Genomic DNA, 24,708 nt, shown 5'->3' on the forward strand with positions numbered 1-24,708 from the left:
CGAATCGGCCTTACCGTCAAAATCTGGTGGGCTTTAGCGTGTTTTTCGCTCTGGGGATTTATTCTCGGGCGTGCGTTCCGGCGTTACCGATCGATATTCGTCCAGTTGCGCGGCGATTTCGGCGCAGGCGGCTTCCAGGCGTCGACGGGTCGCTTCGTGGTCGGGGACGATGCCCCGACGATTAACATACGCAACAATGATCGACGCCACGGCGCGGCCATTGGCCTGGACGATGGGGCAGGCAATGTCTGTTACTCCCAGTATGTCTCTGCTTTCCCGCACGATCGAGCAATCGCGACGAATGGCGGCAAGCTCCTCATGCAGCGAAACCGAATCAAACTCATCGCGCATCAGCGCCATGCTGGCCTGGATCATTGCGTTCTGTACCTCTGGCGGCTGAAAGGCGATAAGAACGAGACCGGAATGCGCGTCAATAAGAGGACGGCGATAGCCCAGACGCAAGGAAAAATTCATATCGGAGCCACCATTGGACACCCCGATAACAACCGTTTCTCCACGATTGGCAACAACCAGGTGAACGGAGTGGCGGATACTTTCGGCCAGTTTGTCCAGAATCGGCGTGGCGACAGTGACCAGTCCGCGTGTCCGTGGCGTTTGCATGCCGAGTGAAAATAGTTTGTTGGTCAGCGTCAGTCCGTCGGAAGCAGCGTCCCGTGCGACATAACCTCGTTCAATCAGCACGTGGACCATACGGAATATTTCATTGCGCGAGCGGCTCAAATGATCCGTGAGTTGGCGCAGGGTCAGAGGCTCTCCTTCGCTTGCCAGCAGTTCCAGAATATCCAGTCCCTTCTCTAGTGCCGGGGCCGAATACGGGCGAGACGTAACTTCAACCATCAAGGGTTCTCCCTAATTTGTTGTTCATTAGTGATCAATTACATTATATATGAACATCACAGAATACTTAACTCTCAAAATACTGGTAATTTCACCTAGAGGTGTTTACATATGGGAATAAGTTTTATTGACGATCTGTTTCTGCCTTATGCAGACATCATTCTGCAGGGCGTGGGCATGACCATGGTACTGTCTTTCAAAGCCATTGTTGCCGGTTCAATTCTGGCTTTGGTGGTTGCCTGGCTCAGAACTCAGGGCCCCGCTGTCTTACAGTCTCTGGCTCAATCCTATGTGGAGCTGATCCGCAATACGCCGCTGCTGGTGCAACTGCTGATTGTGTTCTTCGGGCTCCCCAGCATAGGTATCCGCCTTTCAGCGCCCGACGCAGCGTTTATCGCGCTAACCGTCAATCTGAGTGGCTATGTCGCGGAAATTCTGCGCGCCGGCATCGAATCAATACACCGCAGCCAGATCGAAGCGGGCCTTGCCCTCGGGATGCGAGAACGCCAAATATTTCGGCACGTGGTTCTTATGCCTGCACTTAAAGCGATTTATCCGGCATTGAGCAGCCAGTTCATTCTGTTGATGCTAATGACCAGCATTGTATCGACCATTGGGGTTGATGAGCTGTTTCATCAGGCGGTTTTCGTAGAGTCCAGGACGTTTCAGTCCTTTGAGGTGTATACCGGAATCACCCTGGCTTATCTCGTGCTGACGATCGCCCTGCGTGCAGTCTTCAGGGCAATTTACTGGCTGGCTTTCGAGCGAAGGAGTTCAACATGATTCGCGAATTCGGAGTCGATGAGGCCTTTTACCTGCTTCTTGCCGCCCGCTGGACCATTGGCCTGGCGCTGGCTGCGACCTTGGCAGGTGCGATATTGGGGCTTTTTGTCGCGATATTGCGAACGGTGCCGCTGCGCCCGCTGAACTGGATAGCGGGTCTTTATATTGGCGTGATACAAGGCACGCCGCTCATTGGTCAGCTCTTTGTCGCCTTTTTCGGGTTATCGGCGCTGGGACTGGAGGTCAATCCATGGATAGCAGCCGTGGTTGCATTATCCGTCTATGCCAGCGCGTTTTTTGGCGAGATCTGGAGAGGCAGTCTTCAATCGGTGCCAAGGGAGCAGTGGGAAGCGTCGGCCGGCGTCGGCATGACCTATCTGCAGCGGTTGCGGCATGTCATCGTGCCGCAGGCAGTACGCATCAGCATACCGCCCACTGTCGGCTTTCTGGTGCAGTTGGTGAAAAATACCTCCCTGGCCTCTGTCATCGGATTCGTTGAACTGACTCGTGCGGGACAAATTATGAGCAACGCCACATTTGAGCCGCTGCTTACTTATTTGGTGGTTGCCGCCATTTACTTTGTCATTTGTTTTTCATTGTCAATTGCCAGTCGCAGACTTGAACGGAGCATGCATGTCACTCGTTAAAATGGAACACGTTCATAAACAGTTTGGTCAGACGAAGGTGCTCAGAGACGTGAGTCTCACCATACAGGAAGGGGAAATCGTATCCCTCATTGGGCGATCCGGCTCTGGCAAGTCAACCCTGTTACGGTGCATCAATGGTCTTGAGCAGGTGCAGTCGGGGCGTATTGTCGTGGACGGCACCTGTCTGACCGATAGCGGCACGGATTTGAACGCGCTTCGCCGCCGGGTTGGCATGGTTTTCCAAAGCTACAACCTGTTTCCTCATCTGAATGTCGAACGCAATGTCATGCTGGCGCTCAAAGTCGTGTGCAAAATGACCGACGCGCAGGCGCGTGACATCGCGCACTCCATGATCGAAAAAGTCGGATTGGCCGAGCGGCTGCACGCCTATCCAGATGAACTATCCGGCGGCCAAAAGCAGCGCGTTGCCATTGCGCGCTCGCTGTCCATGCAACCCAAGATCATGTTGTTCGATGAAATTACCTCTGCCCTGGATCCCGAGCTGGTGGGAGAAGTGCTCAAAGTGCTGGAGTCGCTGGCGGCCGAGGGCATGACTATGGTGTTGGTGACGCACGAGATGAATTTTGCCCGCACCGTAGCCTCCAGGACAATCTTTATGCACGATGGTCGACCGCATGAAGATGGAATTGCAAGTGAAGTGCTTACCAGCCCTGCCACTCCTGAGCTGCAGGGATTTCTCAAAGCAGTGCTCCATTAAACGTTCGGTTCTGCCCTTTTAAACAGGAGACATACGATGTTCAAAAAAATATTCGCCGTGGCCATTTTACTGGCTGCCGGCTTAATGCTAACGACCACTCCGGCGCGAGCTGACCTGAAGGACATTAAACAAGCCGGGACGCTGCGCATTGGCGTACCGGTGGATGTTCCGCCTTTCGGGTTTGTCGACGAGAAAAATCAGCCGGCCGGGCTGGACATTGATGTTGCGCACATGATCGGCAAAGCGCTTGGTGTCAAGGTACAAGTGCAGCAGATTACCAGCGCAAACCGTATTCCGTATCTTAAGACAAAGCGGCTGGACCTGGTGGTCGCAGCGATGGCCGAAACGCCTGAGCGAGCCCGCTCCATCGCCTTCACAGAGCCCTATTCTGTTCTGTCAATCGGCGTTTTTGGTCCGCCTGACGCCAAGGTCTCTGATGCTGCCGGCATTGGCGATTTACGGGTCGGCGTGGCGCGCGGAACTACCCAGGATATGGAGCTGACCAAGCAGGCGCCCGACGCCACAATCATTCGCTTTGACGACGACGCCACAACAGTGGCCGCCTACCTTTCAAGCCAGGTTGATCTGCTTGCCTCAGCAAACGTGATTGCAAAATCGATTCAGGACCGCGGCAAAGGCAGGCCCATTGAGGAGAAATTCATTTTCCGCTACTCGCCCCTGGCGATGGGCTTGAGACAGGAAGACACGCAATTGCGCGAATGGCTCAACGAGTTCGTGTCTACCAATATGGATAACGGCGCTTTTTCCGAGCTATCGGAAAAATGGCTGGGTTCTCCCCTGCCGAAGCAGATCCCGAAGCAATAGCTCACCGTTTGCCATTTCGCGATTGCGACATCCTCTATACATTTTTAGTGTTTTCATATGTCAAAAAAAACGACAGCCTATACCACGATTGATTTTGAAAAAAGCGGCAAACAAATCGGTTTTGTCGATATTCCGCACTCTCCTCATGAAGACGCGTGGGGTCGGACCCGTATTCCGCTTGCCGTTATTGCCAATGGCCGCGGTCCCACCGTTATCCTTCAGGGAGGAAACCATGGTGATGAATATGAAGGTCCCATCGTCCTGGGCGAACTGGTCAGGGAGCTGACGCCCGAGAAAATCCAAGGGCGGCTCATTATCCTGCCGGCGATCAACTCACCCGCGGTCAGTGCCGGGCGCAGAACCTCTCCAGTTGATGGGTTGAATTTGAATCGCACCTTTCCCGGCGACCATAACGGGACAATTACGCAACAAATTTCCGCTTATATAAACGATGTGATCTATCCACAAGCCGACGCGTTTGTTGATCTGCATTCAGGTGGTTCATCCCTGCACATTATGCCAAGTGCCATTATTGAGCCGGCGCCGACGCCCGAAGCGCGGCGGCGCAATATCGAAGCGGTCCTGGCATTCAACGCGCCTCTGACGGTCGTGGTCGATAACAATGGCGAGTCGCGCACGGCCAGCGCGGCGTCCGTACGTGCAGGTCTGGTTACCGTCGGGACTGAGCTGGGTGGCGGCGGCACGGTTTCGCCCGAAGCGGTAGAAATATGCCGCCAGGGCGTGCACAATGTGCTTGCGCATTTCGGTGTATTGCCCCCAAGACCTGTTGCGCCTCGAAACGAAAATAGGCGCATACTGGGCATTCCCGGCCCCGAGGGCTTTGTGATTGCGCCGCAGGCAGGTGTGTTTGAGCCTCTCGTACAAGCCGGTTCGTGGGTTCATGCCGGGCAATTGGCTGGGCGCATTCATTACCTGACAAATCCGGGCCAGCCGCCGACAGATTTGTTTTTTGATGCCGATGGCCTGCTTTACGGGCGCCGCCAGCCAGGGCGTGTAGAGCCGGGCAATTGTTGCCTTGTCGTAGCTAATGAGTATAAAGGGAAATTACAATGATCAATATTGCCGATATACAGGCTGCGGCAGACCGAATTGGTGGCAAGGTCAGATACACCCCCGTGATTGCTGCCGATCAGTTCAAGGCGCCAGCCACAGACGCCCATTTGACGTTCAAGCTGGAATACCTGCAGGTGACGGGCTCCTTCAAAGCCCGAGGCGCAATGAATCGCCTGCTTGCTACTCCAACTGACCAAATGACGCGCGGTGTCGTCGCCGCCTCTGGTGGAAATCATGGACTGGCCGTCGCTCGTGCCGCTTTCCTCGCCCAAGTTCCTGCCACGATCTATGTACCGACGAATGTCTCGGAAAGCAAAATTGATAAACTGCGGCAATGGGAGGCTGAAGTCGTCGTGGTGGGAGATGTCTGGGACGAAACCAATCTTGAGGCGCTGCGGCATGTCGAGCGTACCGGCGCAGCGTACTTTCATCCATTTGCCGATCCGCTTATTGTTGCCGGCCAGGGAACAATAGGCCTGGAAGTGCTGGAGCAGTGCGCGGATATCGATACCGTTGTACTCGCTATTGGCGGGGGTGGATTAATTGCCGGCGTGTCCACGGCGATCAAGGCATTGCGGCCCGATGTCCGTGTGATCGGTGTGGAGGCGACGGGAGCGCCAACACTGCAGCGATCCCTCCAGGCAGGAAAGGTCGTAACACTGGATAAGGTGACAACATCGGTTCCAACACTGGCATGCGCGCGCACCGACGAACGGATATTTGAACTGGTTCGCGATCAGGTTGACCAATTGGTGCTGGTGGACGATGAGGCCTTGCGCAGCGCGGCAAGGTGGCTGTGGTTTGAGATGGGCATTGCGGCTGATTTGAGTGGGGTAGCGGCCCTTGCCGCTTTACATGATAAGCAATTGCAGTTTTCCAGGAATGAGCGGGTTTGCGTGGTGTTGTGCGGTGCCGGTCCGGACCCTATCTTGATGGGCTGAGTTGGAGCTAGCGTTGATGCGTTCGTTATGATTCCGATGTCTACATTGTTCTTTAAAATAATTCATAGAGGGTCTGTAATTCCACCCAATAATGACGATGGATGCTTGAATCAACTTATCCGTCGTTATTTACGTTTCCATTTCTGGTGGATCGAGACGATCAATGCAGAGTTTCGCTTTGACTGCAGATAGTACCGGACTGTTTCGCGCGCGACTCAAGCCGCGCATGTATCGTCAACTCCTGCGCAGGAGCACGCATTACCAGCTTCCCACATCATCAATGCTCGAATAACTTGCAAACATTCGCATTAATAATAGAACTTCGAATACTACAAGTTCACAATTGATGTAAAAAGCCATTAAAATCATGCTAGCCATTTTCGCTTAATATGAAATGCCAGGGTAAGTGTTGGCTTTCACAACTAAAGCGATGGATTGTGTTCCTGGCAATAATGATATTGCGTCATTATGGATGTCCTATTTCAGATTTCTACCACTACACTTGTACTTCAATAAAGGTTGTTTTGATGAAAGCCCGCGTCACTATTCGCGATGTTGCCAAGGAAGCCGACGTTTCGCTGGGTACCGCCTCCAGAGCTATAAATCGAAGCGGACGGGTCAGCGAAAAGGCAATTATTGCGGTAGAAAAAGCGGCACGCAAACTTGGCTATGAACCCGATGTTGTTGCTCGCAGCATGCGTACACGTTCTACTCGTGTCGTAGGTATTCTGGTTTCGGATCTGGCCAATCCGCTATATGCAGCTATGATAACTGCAGCCGAGACAGCTTTTCAGGCAGCGGGTTATTCTCTTTTGGTGGCAAGCACGCATAACGAAACAAAACGGGAAAAAGCACTCATTGATTTGTTTCGGGCGCGTCGCGTAGACGGCCTGATACTGGGTCCGTGCCAGACCGAATCCATGCAGGTCATTAACAGGCTCATGTCTGATATGCCGGTGGTGGCGCTCGACCGGGATTTCGGCGAGTTAGCAACGGGTGTCCATGTCGATCACTATAACGGCGCACTCGAGGCGACGCGTTACCTGTTGGACTTGGGGCATAGAAATATTGCCTTGATGACGCCTGGCAGCCACCTGAGGCCGGGTCGCGAACGTATTGCCGGTTTTTCTAAAGCCTTTAAAGAGCGTGGGCTTGAGCCCGCATCACAACTAATTCGCTCAGCAAAATCATCCATGGAGTTCGCATTCAGTGACGCGCTGTCGCTGCTCTCGGGCAAAGACCGACCGACCGCATTTCTCTGTTTGGGGACGCGAATTCTTGCCGGGGTACTTCAGGCATTACGCCATTGCGGGCACCGGGTTCCTCATGAGACAAGTGTCATCAGCATTGGTGATACAGATTTATCACAATTGTTTACGCCATCCATTACGGCACTGAACTGGGATCTGAATATTGTCGGTACTGTGGCCGCGCAGTTATTGCTCAAGCAACTTGACCGGGAAACCAAAAGCGAGCCTGAACGGATCGTTATCACTTCACGTCTTATGCCGCGTGAATCTTGCGCTCCTGTCCAGGTGTCAGCTCGAGGCTGAAAATGTTGCTTGCCGATTGTGCCTGCACAGCCCCAGGTGCAGGCGTTTCGGAATCTCTGGCCCGTGCACCGGGATGGTGTTTGTATACACGGGCCTTGAGGATTTCAATAATTATTGGACGAATGGTGCCTCAACAAAATACGCTATGGATGATGCGGCTGCGATGCAACCGTTTTTTTAATTAATAAAAGAAACGATTCCATAATAGTGGAAAGTTCTGCTATAGCGAGTGGTGGTTCTAGATTTTCTACTACTTTTTACTTTGTTAGTATGTTCATTTATTTGATATATATCAGCATGTTTGCGTATATCAGTATGAACAAATTGCGTCAGGTGAAGAAAGCATATAAAATGTAAACGTTTCCATTATTAGTTCGCGTAAATGATGAAAACAGAAACAGCCAGCACCAATTATTCAGCCCGTCATCTGTGGAATGCATTCACCTGGCGACGCAACAATATGGATAAAGACATCGGCTGCATAATAATTTTTAAGTGTTGAGATAATAGGAGAGACAAGTGAAACTTTTTCCATATGCATTCTGCTTAGCGGCTTTAACGGCTACTGCATCGGTTCAGGCTGACACATACCCAGACCGCCCCATACGCATGTTATTGCCATTTTCGGCAGGCGGCGGCGGCGACATACTCGGCCGTATCATTGCCGAGCAGTTTGCGGCACAACTTGGGAAACCGGTGGTGGTGGAAAACAAGCCCGGTGCCGGAGGGACGATTGGAATCGCGGATGTTGCCAGAGCAAAGCCTGATGGCTATACCATTACGATCGGCGGAATGACTACTCATGTGCTGTCTCCGCATGTTTACACCAAGATAGCCTATGATCCAATCGACGACTTCACCTCCCTGGGTGTGATCGGTTCGTCTTCAATTGTAATGATTGCGAATAAGGATTTTCCCGCAAGCAATCTTGCGGGTGTTAAGTCATTTAACGATTCCCACAAGGAACCCTTACAGTATGCCAGTTGGGGGCGAGGTTCAACCGGCCATTTCTGCGGTGAAGTGCTGGCCCAGAAAATGGGAATCAAGTTGACGCACGTGCCATACAAGGGCACGGCGCAACTGGTGAACGATATTCTGGGCGGCCACATCTCTGCTGGATTTGTCGATATGGTTACGGCGACGCCCTACGTGCAAGCCGGCAAAGTCAAAGCGCTTGCTGTCTGTACTCAACGCTCCCCCAGCCTGCCGGATGTTGCCAGTTACAAGGAACAGGGAGTGGATTTTGATCGGGAATTGAACTGGGCAATGTATGTGCCAGCCGGTACACCTGCACCAATAGTGGATAAATTGTCTAAAACACTCGAAAAAACACTTGCACAGCCAGCTATCCAGAAGAAACTGCTGGGCCTGGGTATTACCGCCAAATACGTTTCGGGTGCTGATCACACCAAGGCGACGGTTGCTGATGCGAAGGTATGGGAAGATATCGCCAAGCAAGCCGGTATTGAAGCGCAATAGCAAAAATTAAACCGGTCTCGTCAATGTGCTGATGAGACCGGACTACTAATGGCATAACGGTTTTTCTATGTCAGCGTGACCTTTAGCGCAGCAGCTTCCAGCCTCCATCTGCGACAAACTCAGCCCCTGTTATATATCGCGCTTCGTCCGACGCCAGATAATAAATAAGACTGGCCACATCTTCGGGCGCGCCTTTTGCTCCCATGGGCGTACGGTCAGCTGTAGTGGGTATATTCTGTATGTTGTTTTGCGTGGCCCGTGCTGATTTTTGCGTCAGGATATCATCCAGCATTTTCGTTTCGATGCGCCCCGGGTGTACGGAATTGCATCTAATGGGAATGTTACCCATGCTGGCAAACAACGCTACGGACTTGGTCAGTTGCGTGACGGCTCCTTTACTGGCGCCGTAGGCGACGCTTTGCGTTGTTGGATAGTACGCGCCCACCGAGGACAGATTTACAATGGCTCCACTGCCTTGTTTTCGCATCAGCTTGACGGCTTCGCGACAGCCCAGGAAAGTTCCGTCCAGATTGACCGCAAGCACACGATGCCACTCGTCAAGCGTGGTGCTCTCGAGCGAACCGTTCAGCACGTCGCCTACAATTCCGGCTGCGTTGACCAGCACATCCAGAGATGTGAAAGATGCCTCTATTTTCTGAAACAGAGAAAGCCATTGTGATTCCGATGTGACGTCCAGGCAATGGAAATGGATTTGAGTTGACGGGACAAAGTTCTCTGGTTCCTGCCTATCCGCAATAATAACTGTTGCGCCTTCAGATACAAATTTTTCGCACGTCGCAGCGCCAATGCCGTTGCTGCCTCCGGTAATCAATACCACCTTATCTTTTGTCGCTTTCACAATTATCTCTACTTATATAGTTTGAAGGGTTAGTCGATTCGAATAACGGATTCTTCCCCGTCCCAATTTGTATGTGCTTCGGCGATCCTTGCAAAGTATTCACCCTTGCCTCCGGTCATTTCGGACAGTTCAATAACATTACCCGGTATGTCCGGGTGCAGTAGATATGCAAATCTTCCGCGTCCTTCCCCCATTCTTCCAGCGTGGCCTTCTTGATATCCTTGGGTAAGTAATTTGTTTCTGTGTTGATCAAAGTGATCAAAGGTCCAGTACGCCACGTGCTGGATACCTTCGGCTCCGGTGCCGAGAAAATCCAAATACAATGACGGTGCGTTGTTGCGTTGCTGGATCAACTCCAGTTGAATGCCCCCCGAATTTGCCAGGGCTATAGACAATTCCGGGAGGGAAGATGGCTTGCCGTAATAAGAAAATTCAGTTGTATTCACCTTTTTTTTGTAGAACCATGGACCTACGCCGAGTATCTTGCTCCAGTGCGCCATTGCTTTCTCAATATCCCGTACTACCAGCCCGATTTGCCTTACATCACCCAGTACCTTGACCATTCCTTGCACTCCTAATTCATTTCGAATAAAATGGAAACGTTTCCGTTTTGTAAATATAACAAGTACGGCCATATTTTTCAATATAGTGTTTACTTTTATATAAGTGCCGGCAATTTGGGTTTTATAATTATGTGGAAACGTTATTACAAAACTGCAACTTATATCGCAACTTATAACGTAGATAACTACCGTTCGGCTTTAGCCCACAGGCAGCTGAACAGACTTTTTTAAGAAATGGAGAAGTACATAATGTCGGACTCATCAGTTTTGGGCTCTTCAGTATCAAACGCCTTGCAGCAAACCCGTATCAAGACCGTAATAGATCATATGGCCATGGAGTGTTTACATGACTGGGATGCGGTGATCGCTACTTTTGAACATCCGCGCTATGAAATGCATGGCAGTGGCATGATTTACGACGGCGAGGAGGACGTACGCGGCTATTTTGAATCTTCCCGAATTCCCTTCCCTGATCTGACAAATGAAATTATTGCGATCGCTGCAGCAGACGATACTGTGCTTGTAGAGTTTTACCTCAAGGGTACCCATCTGGGTGTGTTGACTATAGATGGCCGTAGCTACGAACCTACAGGTAGAAAAATGCATGTTCGCATGGCTGCAACTTTTGAATTTGCGCCTGGCTCGGACAAGATTATTTGCGAGCGACCTTATACATCTCAGGATGCAAAGTTGCGCTCGCTTGGATTGATTTGACTGAATAGTTAAATGCAGTGTGTTTGCGGATAGATTGCAACGCACCGCGAATCCTGTAAGAAGTTTTCCATCCAGATATGCGGTTGCTACTGGAAACACTCGGCAAATATTTATACACACGAGGAGATTCACATGTCTTTACCAGAAGTCGTCACAAAGCAGGAACGCTTACTTACGCTCAACATCAATGAGGGCGTGGAACTGCCTGGGTCTGCTCCGGGTTCAACCATTATTCCTTTGTTCCTTGATCGTGAAAATGGAGTGTGGGTGTTGTATGGAAAGTTCAATCCAGGTACCCAACTGCCTACCCATTTTCATACCGGCGTGGTTCACTTTTACACAACCAAGGGCGAATGGCATTATCTGGAGTATCCCGATGATCCTCAAAAGGCAGGCAGCTATCTTTATGAACCGGGCGGTTCAGTCCACACTTTCTGTGTACCCAAGGACGCAAAGGAAGCTGCCGAAGGTTTCATGGTTGTTTACGGGGCTAACATAAATTTTATAGATGGCGAATTTATTGGCATTCGCGATGCCGGGGCAATAGAGGAATCTATTCTTGAAACGGCGCGCAAACAGGGGATTCCTATTCCTAAATATATCCGGCCCAAGGGTGGTGCTGAATTTACCAGATAGAATGGTTAATGTGTGGCGCAAGGTGCCACACAAGGTGATGTCTGAAATTTGGCAAGTTGCTGTTTTTTCAATGCAGTGCATTAGGCCCGGCTGGTAGAAATGAACATATCCGCGTTTGCCGTGTTCAATTAGCCAGTTTAATCACGACATTTACCAAATGTTTTCTGATGAGAGTTGATAGGCTTGACTCGGCCCTTTTTCGGTCGCCGATATCGATAGCGATGTCAAAAACCGCTGTCATCGGCCATTTCTAATGTTTTCCGACCATTGCCATAATGGATTCGGTATGGTGGTCTTACATGGTGTGGAGTTTGTAAGCGGTAAATCACCATAGCACAGCAAGCATCAATATCAGGTTCAGAAAAAAGCCGTGTGTTTTCTGAACCGGCCATGGCGACAGCGGCCCAACCAACCCAGGAATTTAATATTTTTCCAAAAATCGCACTTACCGATATTTCGGCTGTGAATGCACTTTGTCGATTATATCGACCCTGGTAAGAATTGCAGGGCTGAGTGTTGTAATAGGTATTACAGGCGTCTAAATTCTTAGACGGTTATTCAAAGTCTTGTAGCTACGGTAATAGAAATTGCTTTTAAACCGACGCCAGACAATGGTCGTGTTGCGGCCGAGCCGCTTTTGAGGAACTGGAGCCGGATTTGGAAGCAGGGCAGAGGCCAGAACGCCCCGTATGCCGGAAGGATCTCCTTCACTGACGAGACGGCTGCTATTTCGCCGGGTATCATTGTTCGACCTGAGAGAGTATATGTGCTTAGACGGCACGTTATAGCGGTCGCGACGGCTCGCGATCAGGTGGTTTTTGCAGGGGATGATACGCATTTCTATGCAAATGGCGAATTGAGCAAACGTTACCCGGTGATTGTCAATGTGCCGAACTATCTCAGCCGAAGTGATTGGGCGCCAAACCTGATCATATAATCTCAGAGCATGACGCCAAGCTGCGATAGCAGTTTACTGCAGGGCGGCAATGAAACTCAGAATAACAAGTGATTTATTTGGAGCCTTAGTATGGCGCGTGTAAAAAAAGAAGTGTCGCAATCGTCTCCTGCGCGGATTACCGTACAAGAAGTGGCAGATGTGGCTGGTGTATCGATTGGGACAGTCTCTCGCGTGATTAACAATGTACCTGGTGTGAAGCCGGCGGTTGCTCGGAAGGTGCAGATCGCGATTGAGCAATTGGGCTGGAGTCCGAATATTGCAGCCCAAAATATTCGAAATCCTTCGCTACGAATGGTTGGATTCATTTTTTCCGATATTCGGAATCCGTTGTATGCAAGCATGACCAAGGGTGCCGAGGAAATGCTCAGTACAAAAGGATATCTGCTAGTGACCGCCAGTACTGACGGTAATCCTGAGCGGGAAGTGGCACTTATGGATTTTTTCAAACGTCGCCGCGCGGACGGCATGATACTGACAGTTCAGGATGAAAATAATCAAGCCGTGCTGGCAGCAATTCGCAATCTCGGTGTTCCGCACGTGATGATGGAGCGGGAAATTACCATGGGTTCAATGTCTATTGGCGCAGACCACTTCCGGGGAACGCGCCAGGCGGTAGAGTATTTGTTGGGCCTGGGCCACCGGCGAATAGCATTGATTACTGGAGCCCCGGGTACGCGCGTAGCCCGGGACCGGATCCGAGCGCTGGAAGAGACACTGAAGTCTGCTGGCATTGAACCTGACTCCAGTCTATTTTGTCTTGATTCTTTTTCCGCTGAGTACGGACTATCCCAGACCCAGCGACTAATGGATATGAAAGAGCCGCCCACTGCTTTGTTGTCCATGGGAGTACGCCTGTTGCCGGGCGTCTTGGAAGCTTTGCAACTGCTTGGTAAAAGAATTCCTGATGATCTTTCCCTAATTAGCAGCAACGATACTGATATCGCCCGCATTATGACGCCGCAAATTACCGCTGTGCGATATGACGCTATGGCGCTTGGCAGGATCGCGGCAGAGAATCTGATTGATCAAATAGAGAACCGCGCCAGTGAGGGCCAGCCCGGCAGGATAGAGATTCCAACCGAGCTGGTGCTAAGAGGTTCCTGCCGGGCGATTTCATCATAGTCCCAATATTTGACTAGAAAGCTTCGTGAAACAACCTTTGGAAATCGTGCAAAGAAGTGTCTCTGGGGTTCCAGCGGTTGTAGTTGGCACGAACACAAAGCTCGGCCATTTCGTCCAGCTTGTCTTCCTGTACGCCGGCCTCGCGCAATCGCGACGGGATGTCCAGATCCGTGCATAGCGAGCGGATTGATTCCAGCGCCTTGTGAGCCGCAAGACGTTCCGGCATGCCCTGTACGTGCTCCCCCATAGCCTGCGCGACCTTTGCGTACTTGGCAGAGTTGGCTGGCAGGTTGAATGCCGCGACATGAGGCAGGCAAAGGGCATTGGACAAGCCGTGAGACAAATGAAAATAGGAGCCGACGAATCGCGCCATGCAGTGCACGTTCCCCAGGCCGGTTTGTCCGAAGGCCATGCCGGCCAACGCGGATCCGCACAACATATCGAGGCTCGCAGTCAGGTTGTTCCGGTTAGCTGTAAATGGACGAATACTACCCGAAATCAATGTGAGTGCATGTAGGTTGATCGCGTCCGTGAACGGATTGGCCTGGCGTGAGATATATGACTCAAAAGCGTGAACGAAGGCATCCAACCCCGAATGGGCGGCAACATGCTGCGGCACGGTGCGTAAGGCCAGGGGGTCGAGAATCGCCACATCCGCGGGGTTTAAGGAGGCATGACGTATCGACATTTTCAGATTTCTCTCTGTGTCGGTGATTACGCAAGAGCCCGAAACTTCCGACCCGGTACCGGCAGTGGTTGGAATGGCAATGAGCGGCAAGGGGGGCGTGCTGAATTTTTCGATACCTTCGTAATCATGAATTTTCCCACCGTTGGTGGCCAGAATGCCGACCGCCTTGGCTACGTCGATTGTGCTGCCGCCGCCGATCGCCAATAGAACGGTGGCGCCGCTGTCGCGGCATACCTGGTAGGCTTTCTCCACAGTGTGGGCGCTAGGATCCGGTTCGATATCTGTGTAGATTTCGTAATGCTCAACTTCTTCCTTCAGCAGATTTTCGATGTCGGCATAGAAACTGCTCTTGAGCAGGGCTGCATCCAGCAACACCATTAAATGGCTAACTTTCCAGCGGCGTAGACTATCTGTTACTTTTCGGTAGCTGCCCACGCCGATGTGAATAGAGGTTGGGCAGAAAAAATGACTAAGTTCTGTTGGTGACATAATGGTTTCGGATTAGGGATTGATGACGATGAGGCGCTCTTCTGTCATTTCACGCATGGCGTGCCATGGGCCTTCCTTGCCGAATCCGCTGTCTTTCACGCCTCCGAAGGGCATGATATCGGATCTGGCGCTGGACGTTTCATTGATCTGAACGGTTCCAAAGCGGAGCGTGCGGGCGGCTTTCATGCAGCGATTAATATCCCGACTGAATACGCCTGCCGATAGGCCATAGGGAGTGGCGTTGGCGCTTTCCAGTGCTTCCTCAAAGGTATCGAAAGGGCGCAAGGCGACAAGCGGCGCGAAAGCCTCCTGGCACCAGGCATTGCTTTCATCCGGTACATTTATAAGTACAGTAGGTTGAATGACCGAACGCTGCCGTTCCCCGCCACACAGTACTTTCGCACCCAATTGGCGTGCCTGCGCTAGCCGGCTCTCGGTGCTTATGGCGGCCTCCTCGGTGATTAATGGCCCGACCCGTACAGCGGGGTTACGAGGATCGCCGGCGGGTAGTGTGGCAGCCGCTCTCACCAATCGTTCAGCGACGTCGTCCACAATGCTGCGTTCGACATAAAGGCGTTGTACCGAGGTACAGACCTGACCAGCCTTGCGGAAGGTCGCGTTGGCAATTTTTGGAATGGCGCTTTCAAGATCCGCATCGGCGCAAAGCACGGTGCTTGCAATGCTGCCTAGTTCCATCTGTGTGCGGCGCAATCCTGCTGCTGCCTGAATGATGTGGCCAACTCGAGTGCTGCCGGTGAAAGTATAGAAGGCGATCGCTTCTTCTTTCAGTAGCCAGGAGCCGACCGTATCGCCTTCTCCTTGCAAAACAGACAGAAATTCAGGCGGCATGCCGGCTTCCAGCAGGATGTCGGCCAGTAATGCAGAGGTGAGCGGCGTGTAGGCGGAAGGCTTGAGCACAATGGCATTGCCGGCACCCCAGGCAGGGGCCACTTTATGCAGTACCGTATTCAACGGTGAGTTGAACGGCGTGATGGCGCACACTACGCCTACCGGATAACGAACGGTAAAGCCGACGCGGTTGTGCGCGCCTGGACTGGCCGCAAAGGGCACCATGCCGCCAATCAGCCGTGTGGTTTCTTCCGCGGACAGGTTTAGCGTAATAATAGCGCGATCAATTTCCCCATGCGCGTCGCTGGTGACAAAGCCGGCTTCGGCCACCATGACGTTCGCGATCCGATCTCGGTGGGCTTCCAGTCCAAAAGCGGCGCGGCGCAGTACTTGCGCGCGTTCGTGCGGAGCGGGCGCACCAGCACCAACCGCCAGACGCAAGCTACGTATTGCTGTTGCGACCAGATCTTGATCTGCTGCATACACCTGAGCAATGGTGGCGCCGCTGAATTTATCGAGTACGGAGAACTGCTGGGCGGTTTCCACCCATTTCCCATTTACCAGGCAGCCTTCGGGTACCTTCCATTCGTTTGTGCTTACTGTATTGGACATTTTCTTGCTCTCCACGCGTTCAATATTTATTCGCAATAATTCATTGTATATGAAACGTTTCATAAATTAGCGCTAATTTTAAATTTTGGAAAAACGAGAAAACTAGTTAAGATAGAGGGTAGAAATGCTGTGTAAATTAACTTACAGTTGTTAATTTCTATTTAAACAGAGTTTATGTTATAAATAATGAAGCGTTTTAATCAAGAAGACATAAATTCAGGCGATAGCGAGCTGCGTTTAACCGTTGTGTTCGTAAACGGAAAGGAATCGCTATGGTTAGATTGTTATTGAAAGAAAAGGAACCTGACTCGCGCCGGAACGTTCAGCGAAGCCAGGGCGGCCGGCCGCTGAATTTTTCTTCCAGAAATTCGATCCATATTTTCAATCGGGAGCTCAGATTATGACGGGACCGATAGAGCAGATAGATAGGTTCTTCGGTTGGATCGGCATAGTCTTCAAGAATCTGGACCAAGCGACCGTCTGCCAGGTGCCCATGTATGTGATAGTGGGCCAGTCGTGTGATTCCCATACCAGCCAATGCAAGAGACAGCAGCATCTCCCCTTGGTCGGAGACCATAGAGGGTTTTGTATTTACGCTATTTTGGGATGTATTACGAAAACTCCACGTATTCCACCACGTATCAAAGGCAAAGCTCAGGCATGTATGTTCAGCAAGGTCCTGAGGAACAACGGGTGTGCCTCGGCTGGCTAAATAGGCAGGCGAGGCGACAAGCATCCAGCGCGTAGTCGTTAATCGACGTGCTACGAGGGACGAGTCAGGTTGATGTCCGCTATATAGCGCGACATCAATTCCTTGTTCAAGAGGATCCGAAGGGCGGGCTCCCAGCATGAACTCTACGCGTAATTTCGGGTGGCGGGCGTGGAACTCTGGCATGAGCGGTGCCAGTTGATACGTTGCGAACGAAGGCAAAAGGTTGACGCGTAGCACGCCTGACTCCAGCCCATTATTTGATACGCTCGCTTCTGCCGCATCAAGCAGCTTCAATGCTTCAACGCAGTGCTGGTAGAAGACGTCTCCTTCGTCAGTTGGGCGGACATTACGCGAATTTCTATAGAACAGTTGGGTTCCCAAACGATTTTCGAGACGCTGGAGAATACGACTGACCGCAGAGGGCGCTCGACCACTGACTGCGCCGGCGGCCGATAAACTTTTGCTGTCGTAAATTTGGATAAACACTTCTATTTCTTCTGCTCGACCACTCATCTGGAAATCTCTATCAATGAAAATTCGACAAAGCTACTATGCATTTCTGATCATACACACTTTGATTGCCCCCCTCTATAATTTGTTTTCTTATTTCAATCGGAATATTTCGATTAGACAAAAAAAGGTGTCATAAGAGCGCCGCAAAATTTGGAGGATACATGTTTAGAACAAGATCAATCGCTTCAGCGGCCTTCTGCTGTGCGCTTTCAATGACTGCTTTTGTCACTGTGGCACACGCGTTTCCTGACAAACCTGTTCGCCTAGTCGTTCCATTCAGCCCCGGTGGTGGTACAGATATTCTTGCTCGTCAGTTGGCTGATGAATTAAACAAAGGTGAGCGCTGGAATGTAGTCGTCGAAAATCGTCCAGGAGGGAATGGAGCAATTGCGCTAAGTGCGGTGGCACGCGGCAAGCCGGACGGACACGAAATTATTCTGGCGTTGCGTGAAAACATTGCCATCATGCCGCTTTTGCAGCCCAAAACGAGTTTCAACGCTCTGGACGATTTTACTTCCATTGCGCATGTTGCCGATTCTCCAATGATTTTAGTGTCTGGCGCCAATTCCAAATATCAGAATATTGGTCAGTTGCTGGATACTGCTAAAAACCAACCGGGTACCGTCACTTTTGGTACGTCGGGAAAGGGCAGTATGTCGCACTTATTGCTTGCAATGCTGAAAAAATCGGCTGGCGCCCAAATGAATCATGTGCCCTATAAAGGCTCGAATCCGGCATTGACCGATCTAGTGGGTGATCATGTCGACGTGGTTGGAGGATCGATTGGTTCGGCAAAGTCGTTTCTTGATGGAAAACGCGTGATTCCGCTGGCTGTGTCCTCCAAGGAGCGAGTGCATGCCTACCCTGACGTTCCTACAATCGCAGAACAAGGATATGCCGATTTCAATGTCGTTACCTGGTATGGCATTTTTGGTCCGAAGGGAATGTCAAAAGATACAGTTGATACGATCAATGCTGCAATCAATAAAGCACTCGAAAATCCAACCTTCCGGGACACATTGGAACAGCAGGGAATGGTTCCGCAGAAGGGCACGCCAGCCGATTTCGATAAGCTCTTTCGCAATGACTATCAGGCATTGGAGTCACAACTTAAAGATCTGGATATGCAATAAACATTGCGATGACTTTGAGGGTCGGTCGTCATCACTGAGAATTGAATAATGGAAAAGAAAACTAGTACAGAACTCGTTACCGGTTTTATAGGGTTGGGTGCAATGGGATCGGCTATTGCACGGCGTCTGGTGGCTAGCGGTATATCATTGCAGGTTTACGATCCCGATTTCGCCAGAGTGAAATCGCTAGTCGAACTGGGCGCGATCGCCCATGATTCGCCCCGGTCGGTAGCTGACACGGCGGAAATAGTGTACGCGTGCCTGCCTGATGCAACGATTAGTCGGACAGTTGCGTATGGCCAAGACGGCGTATGCGGCGGGCGTGCCATCCGCGGCTACATTGAAATGTCGACGATTGGCCGTTCGGCAGTCATGGATATCGCTCAGCGGTTGAAGGAGCATGGTGTGACTGTGCTGGATGCACCAGTGAGCGGTGGTCCTAAAGGCGCTGACGCGGGAACGCTATCAATCATGGTTGCGGGCGATCCGCGGTTTTGCGACAGCATTCAATGTCAATTAAATATCCTCGCAGGCAACGTGTTCCGAATCGGTGATATGCCGGGTTTAGGCCAGATGATGAAGTTGGTCAACAACCTAATTTCTGCTGCCAATATGACATCGGCGTATGAGGCACTGGTTTTGGGTGCGAAAGCAGGCCTTGATGGTGAGACGATGGTCAACGTTATTAACGCCAGTACTGGACGTAACAGTGCCACGACCGACAAAATTCCAAAATCCATTCTGCCACGAACATTTGATTATGGCGCCACGATTCGTACGATTCACAAAGACGTGGCTTTGGGGCTGGCCGAAGCCGAGCAACTGGGTGTACCGCTGTGGGTGGGACGTAATACCCATCAGATGTGGGAGTATGCGATCACTCAGGGTGGTGCCGACCTGGATTTTACCGCGCTCATTCTGTATATGGAGCAGTGGGCAAATGTACAGATACGAGGCCGAACCGCTTTGGATGACGAAAAAAAGGAATCGACTTGAAAAGACTTGAAAAAAAGGTAGCAGTCATCATCGGTGCCGGCCAAAGCCCGGGTGTTGGATTGGGCAATGGCCGAGCAACAGTGCTTCGCTTTGCGCAGGAAGGCGCACGCATTCTGGCCGTGGACCGATCATTGGACGCAGCTGAGGAAACCTGCAATATTGCGCGAGAAAAATATAATGCGCTGGAAATTGAGCCCTTTTGCGCGGATGTCCGTAAGGAATCCGATTTGATGGACGCCATTGCTGCGGCCGAGCGAAAGTGGGGTCGCATTGATGTTTTGCACTACAACGTGGGAGTGAGTGTCGCAGGTAAGGATGCTAACGCAACCGACATTACCGAAGATGCGTTCGACTTTATCACGCAGGTAAATCTGCGTGGATGTGTGATGGCCTGCAAGCACGTGCTACCCGTTATGCGCAAGCAACAAAGTGGCGTAATTTTGACTGTCTCTTCTGTTTCCGCTTGGCAACGGTACCCTTGGGTAACCTACAAGGCTACTAAAGCGGCGATGATTGCTTATACAAAGCAGCTCGCTATCGAGAACGCACAATATGGTATCAGAGCCAATACGATACTGCCCGGCCTGATTGATACGCCGATGGCAGTGGATACGCGGGCCGTGTCGTTTGGAAAACCACGAGAAGAAGTGGTCAGCGAACGCAATGCAAGAGTTCCACTTCGTTCCCGCATGGGTACGGCGTGGGATGTTGCCAATGCAGCCGTCTTTTTGGCCTCGGATGAGGCCGGATTTGTCACTGGCGTGGAACTGCCGGTGGATGGTGGTGCGCTGGTAAATATCGTTCGTTAATAGCCAGAAATAAGGGCCGATGCCAGCGTGGCTCACGAAAGAATCATTTCAAGGTATGTCGAGGGCGATATACGCTCACTCTACTCAAGCAGAAACAGAACACTTAACGAGAGGAATATTTTATGTCTGATATAAAAAAATTTAACCCGGTAACCAATGATGTCGTGGAGCTTGGCCATCGGAACCGCCGCCAGACATTAGGGGACGATTATGTGGACGCAAGCATAAAACGTGCTGAAGAAGATGACTTCATGCAGCCACTGCAGGACGCTGTAACGGGTCTGGCCTGGGGGGCGGTGTGGGGCAGGCCCGGCTTAAGTCTCAAGCATCGCAGCATGGTGACAATGAGTGTTCTGATCGCACTGGGACGCCCCAACGAGCTTGCCTTACATATCAATGGCGCATTGAATAATGGCTGGACGAAAGAAGAGTTGCAGGAAATATTGCTTCAGGCCGCCTGCTACTGCGGTATGCCGGCTGCAGTGGATGGTTTCCGTGTGGCTAAAGAAGTGCTGGATCAGCGAGCCAGAAAAGAAGGTCAATAGCAACAAACGCCAACCGGAAAATGATGCGGCGTGTACGGCACAAGTTGAACAAAAATAGTAAGCCTGCAGCCACGGCATCCTACTCAAATAAAGGAGACCAGAATGAATAAGAAATTACTAAAATTTTTACTCTGTGTGATATCTGCAAGCGCGGCATTCATCCCGTTGACTTTGCACGCCGAAACTTTTCCGTCTCGCCCAATAACAATCATCGTACCGTTTACGGCAGGAGGCGCGACAGATGTTCTGACCCGTTCGATTGCAGAAGGTATGACTAAAGAACTCGGTCAGTCGGTCATCGTAACCAACCTGCCTGGTGCGGGCGGCTCAATTGGGCAAGCCAGGGCAGCCCGCTCCTCTGCTGACGGTTACACGATGCTGCTCGGAAATGTGGGCACCCTTGCTGCAAATGCGTCGTTATATACTCAACTTCCGTACGATATTCTTGAAGATTTTACACCAGTGGCGTCTGTGGGCGACGCCCCCCAGGTATTGACGGTTCGTGGAGATTTACCCGTTAGCAATTTCGAGGATTTCATAAAGTATGCTAAAGCACATGGCAAAGAAATGAATTCGGGTACAGCCGGGGTGGGCTCTGGTTCATTTCTGGGCGACATTGTATTGAAGACGGAGCTCGGCTTGAAAATTGAACCGGTACATTATAGGGGAGCATCGCAAGCGATCACTGATGTCATGGGTGGAATTATCGATTACACCATCGAAAGCAGTAGCACCGCAGTTGGTACGTCCTCTTCGGGGAAGGCAAAGCCCTTGGTCATCATGAGTAGCGAGCGTGTCTCTGTGCTTCCGGAAGTTCCGTCGGCAGCGGAAAGCAGCCATCCGAATCTCAGATATAGCATCTGGAACATGATGCTCGTGCCTAAAGGTGTTCCACAACATGTGCTTGATAAATTGAATGCCGCGGTCAACCATGTTCTCCAACGGCCTGATGTCAGGAAAAGATATGCCGAGATGGGTCTCTCGGTCCCGAGCGAGGAGTCTCGTTCCTTAGAAGGGGCCAGTACACTCTTGAAATCGGAAGTTGCTAAATGGAACGAATTGCTTAAGAAGGCCGGCGTTCCACCACAATCCAGTCGCTGAGTTACAGCACAACATGAATTTATTAGGTCGTCAGGCAAGGAAGATAAGGTGATGATTACAGGTCATACGCAATTGTTCGGCATTATAGCTAATCCGGTAGCTCAGGTGAGAACCCCCCAAGTACTCAACACCATATTCGAGCAACGAGGGCTAGATGCCATTTTGGTACCCATGCAGGTAGACACAGAAGCGTTGCCTAAAGCATTTGAAGCATTTCGAGGATTCAATAACATGGGCGGGTTTATTGTGACGGTCCCTCACAAGACTATAGCGTTGCATTTATGCGATGAGGTCAGTGTTGCAGCTCAAAATATTGGCGCTGTCAACACAATTCGGCGAGAAGAGAATGGTCGACTTGTAGGAGATATGTTCGATGGACGAGGTTTCGTGCGAGGGTTGGCGGCCGAAGGCTGGGGCCCTGGCGGGCGGCACGTTTTGTTGGTGGGCGCTGGTGGCGCAGCTGCTGCCATTGGATATGCTTTAGCAGAAGCAGGAGTCAGGAGTCTGACGATTGCCAATCGGACGAGAGCAAAAGCTGAAAATTTAGCCGCGCGGATTGGCGAGTTTTTCCCGGCCGTCAGGGTTGTCGCAGGAGACACAAATCCACAGGGATTTGACATGATCATCAATTCAACATCCTTGGGGATGAGGGCAGGTGATGAGCTGCCATTTCCGGCCGATTTGCTGAAGTCGGGCCAACTCGTTGCCGAAATTATAATGAAGCCCGAAAGAACGAAGATAATGGATATTGCAGCGGAGCGTGGCTGTCATGTGCATGAAGGCTTTCATATGTTGACACATCAGGCTGAGCTAATGGTCAATTACATGTTGGGCCAGGAGTACGGTGTTTAGTGATGGAAGAGACCCACGAATTCGATTATGTCATTGTCGGAGCAGGCGCTGCTGGTTGCATTCTTGCCAATCGGCTTTCTGCGAACGGCCGTTACAGCGTATTGTTGCTGGAGGCAGGGACAGAAGCGCGTAACTTTTGGATTCCCATCCCTGCCGGGTTTTCAAAATTGATGACTAACCAGGCATTCAATTGGGGCTTTCATACTGAGCCTGAAGCCAACACGTTGAGTCGTACTATAGCAGTGCCACGTGGTAAAGGACTCGGAGGTTCAACATTAATAAATGGAATGATTTATGTACGAGGCACGCGTGAAGATTATGATGGTTGGGTAAATAAAGGTGCAGTTGGATGGTCGTATGATCAGGTAGTGCCTTATTTCGAAAAAATCGAGAATTACAACCCGGTGCCCTATGGAAATGGGACCCAGGCAATGGGTCGCCAGATGAAAGAGCGTGATGGACCAGCTGTTGAATATGCGAAACGGGGCAATGCTGGTCCTATGCATATCAGTGAAGTTGGTGAGAGATTTCCTCTTTCCACGGCTTTTTTGCAAGCCGCTCAAGAGCATGGACTCCCTCTAAACTGTGATTACAATGTCGCGGATCAGGAAGGGGTTGGATACTATCAAGTTTTGCAGAAAAAAGGGCGCCGCTGGAGTGTGGCTGATGGCTATCTTACCCCGGCACGACGTCGTCGCAACTTACATATTCGTACTAATGCACATGTGTTGCGTGTCAACTTGCAGGGCAAACGTTGCGTTGGTCTAACCTACAGAAATCGAAGTGGAGCAACGCAGGATGTCACTGCCAGAATTGAAACTATTCTTGCCGCAGGTGCAATACAGAGCCCCCATCTGCTTGAACTGTCAGGAATAGGAAGGCCAGATTGCCTGGATAAAGCGGGGATCCAGGTCAACCACGTCTTACAGGGAGTAGGGTCAAATTACGTAGACCATTTTTGTACACGGATGAACTGGCGGGTCAAAAATACACGAACGCTCAATGAGTTAAGTCGAGGGCCGAATTTGGTTGCTGCGGTTGCAAAATACTTCTTACAGCGGCGCGGAATCCTATCGCTGGGAACCGGTTTGGCTTACGGTTTCATCAAGAGCCGCTCTGATATACCGCTTGCCGATGTTCAACTTTTTTTTGTGCATGCAAGTTACGCCAATGCGGCGGACCGAAAGCTGGACCGTGAACCCGGAATGACAATCGGCGTATCTCAGTTGCGTCCAAAATCAAAAGGCACGATCCATGTAAAAAATGCTAATCCCTTATGCCCTCCTGCCATCAAACCGAACTTTTTGGACGAACAGGAAGATAAGGATAGCTTGATTGGGGGAATGCAAGCGGTCAGACGCATCGTGCAGCAGCAGGCATTGCAGAAATTTATTGACCATGAAATTAATCCTGGCGACCAGGTGCAACGATATGATGAGTGGTTGGATTTTGCTCGTCGCAACGGACAAACGATATACCATCCCGTCGGTACATGCCGGATGGGCCAGGACGTGGACGCGGTGGTCGACCACAAATTGAGGGTGCGCGGATTGACTGGCTTACGCATTGTAGATGCGTCGATCATGCCGACGATTGTTTCTGGCAATACACAGGCTGCTGTCATGATGATTGCTGAAAAAGGAGCTGATCTGGTCCTTTCAGATGCACCGAAGTGACCC

24 protein-coding genes are annotated in these 24,708 nt (G+C 51.1%); 18 read left to right on the forward strand and 6 right to left on the reverse strand.

The genetic code is table 11. The features are described 5' to 3' along the window. Nucleotides 1–33: 33 nt before the first annotated feature. Nucleotides 34–858 carry an IclR family transcriptional regulator gene (locus tag CAP48_RS02170; RefSeq protein ID WP_100694360.1) on the reverse strand — a complete coding sequence of 275 codons (825 nt, stop codon included), beginning with the start codon at nt 856–858 and terminating at the stop codon, nt 34–36. 111 nt (nt 859–969) lie between these two features. Between CAP48_RS02170 and CAP48_RS02175 the strand changes: the two genes are divergently transcribed. The 8 genes from CAP48_RS02175 (at nt 970) to CAP48_RS02210 (ending at nt 8,878) form a co-directional block, all read left to right on the forward strand. Then, complete coding sequence (locus tag CAP48_RS02175) at nt 970–1,641, forward strand: amino acid ABC transporter permease (protein ID WP_100694361.1); 672 nt, start codon at nt 970–972, stop codon at nt 1,639–1,641. Next, nucleotides 1,638–2,288: an amino acid ABC transporter permease gene (locus tag CAP48_RS02180; RefSeq protein ID WP_100694362.1), complete on the forward strand. Its 651-nt coding sequence runs from the start codon at nt 1,638–1,640 to the stop codon at nt 2,286–2,288. Before CAP48_RS02175 ends, CAP48_RS02180 begins: the two co-directional genes overlap by 4 nt. After that, entirely contained in the window at nt 2,275–3,006 is a 732-nt protein-coding gene (locus tag CAP48_RS02185; protein ID WP_100694363.1) for an amino acid ABC transporter ATP-binding protein, read from the forward strand. The genes CAP48_RS02180 and CAP48_RS02185 overlap by 14 nt, the downstream gene beginning before the upstream one ends. A 36-nt stretch (nt 3,007–3,042) precedes the next feature. Then, complete coding sequence (locus CAP48_RS02190; RefSeq protein ID WP_100694364.1) at nt 3,043–3,831, forward strand: transporter substrate-binding domain-containing protein; 789 nt, start codon at nt 3,043–3,045, stop codon at nt 3,829–3,831. A gap of 57 nt (nt 3,832–3,888) precedes the next feature. Then, nucleotides 3,889–4,905, forward strand: a complete 1,017-nt coding sequence (locus tag CAP48_RS02195) for a succinylglutamate desuccinylase/aspartoacylase family protein (protein WP_100694365.1) — start codon at nt 3,889–3,891, stop codon at nt 4,903–4,905. After that, nucleotides 4,902–5,846 (forward strand): threonine/serine dehydratase, encoded by a 945-nt coding sequence (locus tag CAP48_RS02200; RefSeq protein ID WP_100694366.1) that lies wholly within the window; start codon nt 4,902–4,904, stop codon nt 5,844–5,846. Before CAP48_RS02195 ends, CAP48_RS02200 begins: the two co-directional genes overlap by 4 nt. A 527-nt stretch (nt 5,847–6,373) precedes the next feature. Further along, on the forward strand, nt 6,374–7,399 hold the full coding sequence (locus tag CAP48_RS02205; RefSeq protein ID WP_100694367.1) for a substrate-binding domain-containing protein: 1,026 nt from the start codon (nt 6,374–6,376) through the stop codon (nt 7,397–7,399). A gap of 519 nt (nt 7,400–7,918) precedes the next feature. Further along, nucleotides 7,919–8,878, forward strand: coding sequence for a tripartite tricarboxylate transporter substrate binding protein (locus CAP48_RS02210; protein ID WP_242444293.1), 960 nt, complete (start codon nt 7,919–7,921; stop codon nt 8,876–8,878). Nucleotides 8,879–8,960: 82 nt separating this feature from the next. Here the strand turns inward: CAP48_RS02210 and CAP48_RS02215 are convergent, their stop codons facing one another. Next, on the reverse strand, nt 8,961–9,737 hold the full coding sequence (locus CAP48_RS02215; RefSeq protein WP_161495177.1) for an SDR family NAD(P)-dependent oxidoreductase: 777 nt from the start codon (nt 9,735–9,737) through the stop codon (nt 8,961–8,963). Between the two features lie 29 nt (nt 9,738–9,766). After that, nucleotides 9,767–10,300, reverse strand: a complete 534-nt coding sequence (locus CAP48_RS02220) for a VOC family protein (RefSeq protein WP_100694370.1) — start codon at nt 10,298–10,300, stop codon at nt 9,767–9,769. Between the two features lie 249 nt (nt 10,301–10,549). Between CAP48_RS02220 and CAP48_RS02225 the strand changes: the two genes are divergently transcribed. The 3 genes from CAP48_RS02225 (at nt 10,550) to CAP48_RS02235 (ending at nt 13,730) form a co-directional block, all read left to right on the forward strand. Continuing rightward, a complete protein-coding gene (locus CAP48_RS02225; RefSeq protein WP_100694371.1) occupies nt 10,550–11,014 on the forward strand; it encodes an ester cyclase in 465 nt (154 codons plus the stop codon). Between the two features lie 132 nt (nt 11,015–11,146). Further along, nucleotides 11,147–11,650, forward strand: a complete 504-nt coding sequence (locus CAP48_RS02230) for a 2,4'-dihydroxyacetophenone dioxygenase family protein (protein ID WP_100694372.1) — start codon at nt 11,147–11,149, stop codon at nt 11,648–11,650. Between the two features lie 1,027 nt (nt 11,651–12,677). Continuing rightward, complete coding sequence (locus CAP48_RS02235) at nt 12,678–13,730, forward strand: LacI family DNA-binding transcriptional regulator (protein ID WP_100694373.1); 1,053 nt, start codon at nt 12,678–12,680, stop codon at nt 13,728–13,730. Nucleotides 13,731–13,743: 13 nt separating this feature from the next. Here the strand turns inward: CAP48_RS02235 and CAP48_RS02240 are convergent, their stop codons facing one another. The 3 genes from CAP48_RS02240 to CAP48_RS02250 all read right to left on the reverse strand — a co-directional run bounded on the left by CAP48_RS02240 (nt 13,744) and on the right by CAP48_RS02250 (nt 17,593). Then, nucleotides 13,744–14,907: an iron-containing alcohol dehydrogenase gene (locus CAP48_RS02240; RefSeq protein ID WP_100694374.1), complete on the reverse strand. Its 1,164-nt coding sequence runs from the start codon at nt 14,905–14,907 to the stop codon at nt 13,744–13,746. Between the two features lie 12 nt (nt 14,908–14,919). Further along, nucleotides 14,920–16,368: an aldehyde dehydrogenase family protein gene (locus CAP48_RS02245; protein ID WP_100694702.1), complete on the reverse strand. Its 1,449-nt coding sequence runs from the start codon at nt 16,366–16,368 to the stop codon at nt 14,920–14,922. Between the two features lie 322 nt (nt 16,369–16,690). Beyond that, nucleotides 16,691–17,593: a LysR family transcriptional regulator gene (locus CAP48_RS02250; protein WP_100694375.1), complete on the reverse strand. Its 903-nt coding sequence runs from the start codon at nt 17,591–17,593 to the stop codon at nt 16,691–16,693. A 161-nt stretch (nt 17,594–17,754) separates the two neighbouring features. Between CAP48_RS02250 and CAP48_RS02255 the strand changes: the two genes are divergently transcribed. The 7 genes from CAP48_RS02255 (at nt 17,755) to CAP48_RS02285 (ending at nt 24,705) form a co-directional block, all read left to right on the forward strand. Continuing rightward, nucleotides 17,755–18,726: a tripartite tricarboxylate transporter substrate binding protein gene (locus CAP48_RS02255; RefSeq protein WP_100694376.1), complete on the forward strand. Its 972-nt coding sequence runs from the start codon at nt 17,755–17,757 to the stop codon at nt 18,724–18,726. 48 nt (nt 18,727–18,774) lie between these two features. Then, nucleotides 18,775–19,722 (forward strand): NAD(P)-dependent oxidoreductase, encoded by a 948-nt coding sequence (locus CAP48_RS02260; RefSeq protein WP_100694377.1) that lies wholly within the window; start codon nt 18,775–18,777, stop codon nt 19,720–19,722. Continuing rightward, a complete protein-coding gene (locus CAP48_RS02265) occupies nt 19,719–20,531 on the forward strand; it encodes an SDR family NAD(P)-dependent oxidoreductase (protein ID WP_100694378.1) in 813 nt (270 codons plus the stop codon). The genes CAP48_RS02260 and CAP48_RS02265 overlap by 4 nt, the downstream gene beginning before the upstream one ends. Nucleotides 20,532–20,653: 122 nt before the next feature. Then, a complete protein-coding gene (locus CAP48_RS02270) occupies nt 20,654–21,076 on the forward strand; it encodes a carboxymuconolactone decarboxylase family protein (protein WP_100694379.1) in 423 nt (140 codons plus the stop codon). Between the two features lie 102 nt (nt 21,077–21,178). Continuing rightward, nucleotides 21,179–22,177, forward strand: a complete 999-nt coding sequence (locus tag CAP48_RS02275; protein ID WP_100694380.1) for a tripartite tricarboxylate transporter substrate binding protein — start codon at nt 21,179–21,181, stop codon at nt 22,175–22,177. A gap of 51 nt (nt 22,178–22,228) precedes the next feature. Next, nucleotides 22,229–23,029 carry a shikimate dehydrogenase gene (locus CAP48_RS02280; RefSeq protein ID WP_100694381.1) on the forward strand — a complete coding sequence of 267 codons (801 nt, stop codon included), beginning with the start codon at nt 22,229–22,231 and terminating at the stop codon, nt 23,027–23,029. Between the two features lie 2 nt (nt 23,030–23,031). Then, entirely contained in the window at nt 23,032–24,705 is a 1,674-nt protein-coding gene (locus CAP48_RS02285) for a GMC family oxidoreductase (protein WP_100694382.1), read from the forward strand. Nucleotides 24,706–24,708 lie beyond the last annotated feature (3 nt).

The sequence above is a fragment of the Advenella sp. S44 genome (assembly GCF_002810445.1).
Taxonomy (GTDB): Bacteria; Pseudomonadota; Gammaproteobacteria; order Burkholderiales; family Burkholderiaceae_B; genus Advenella.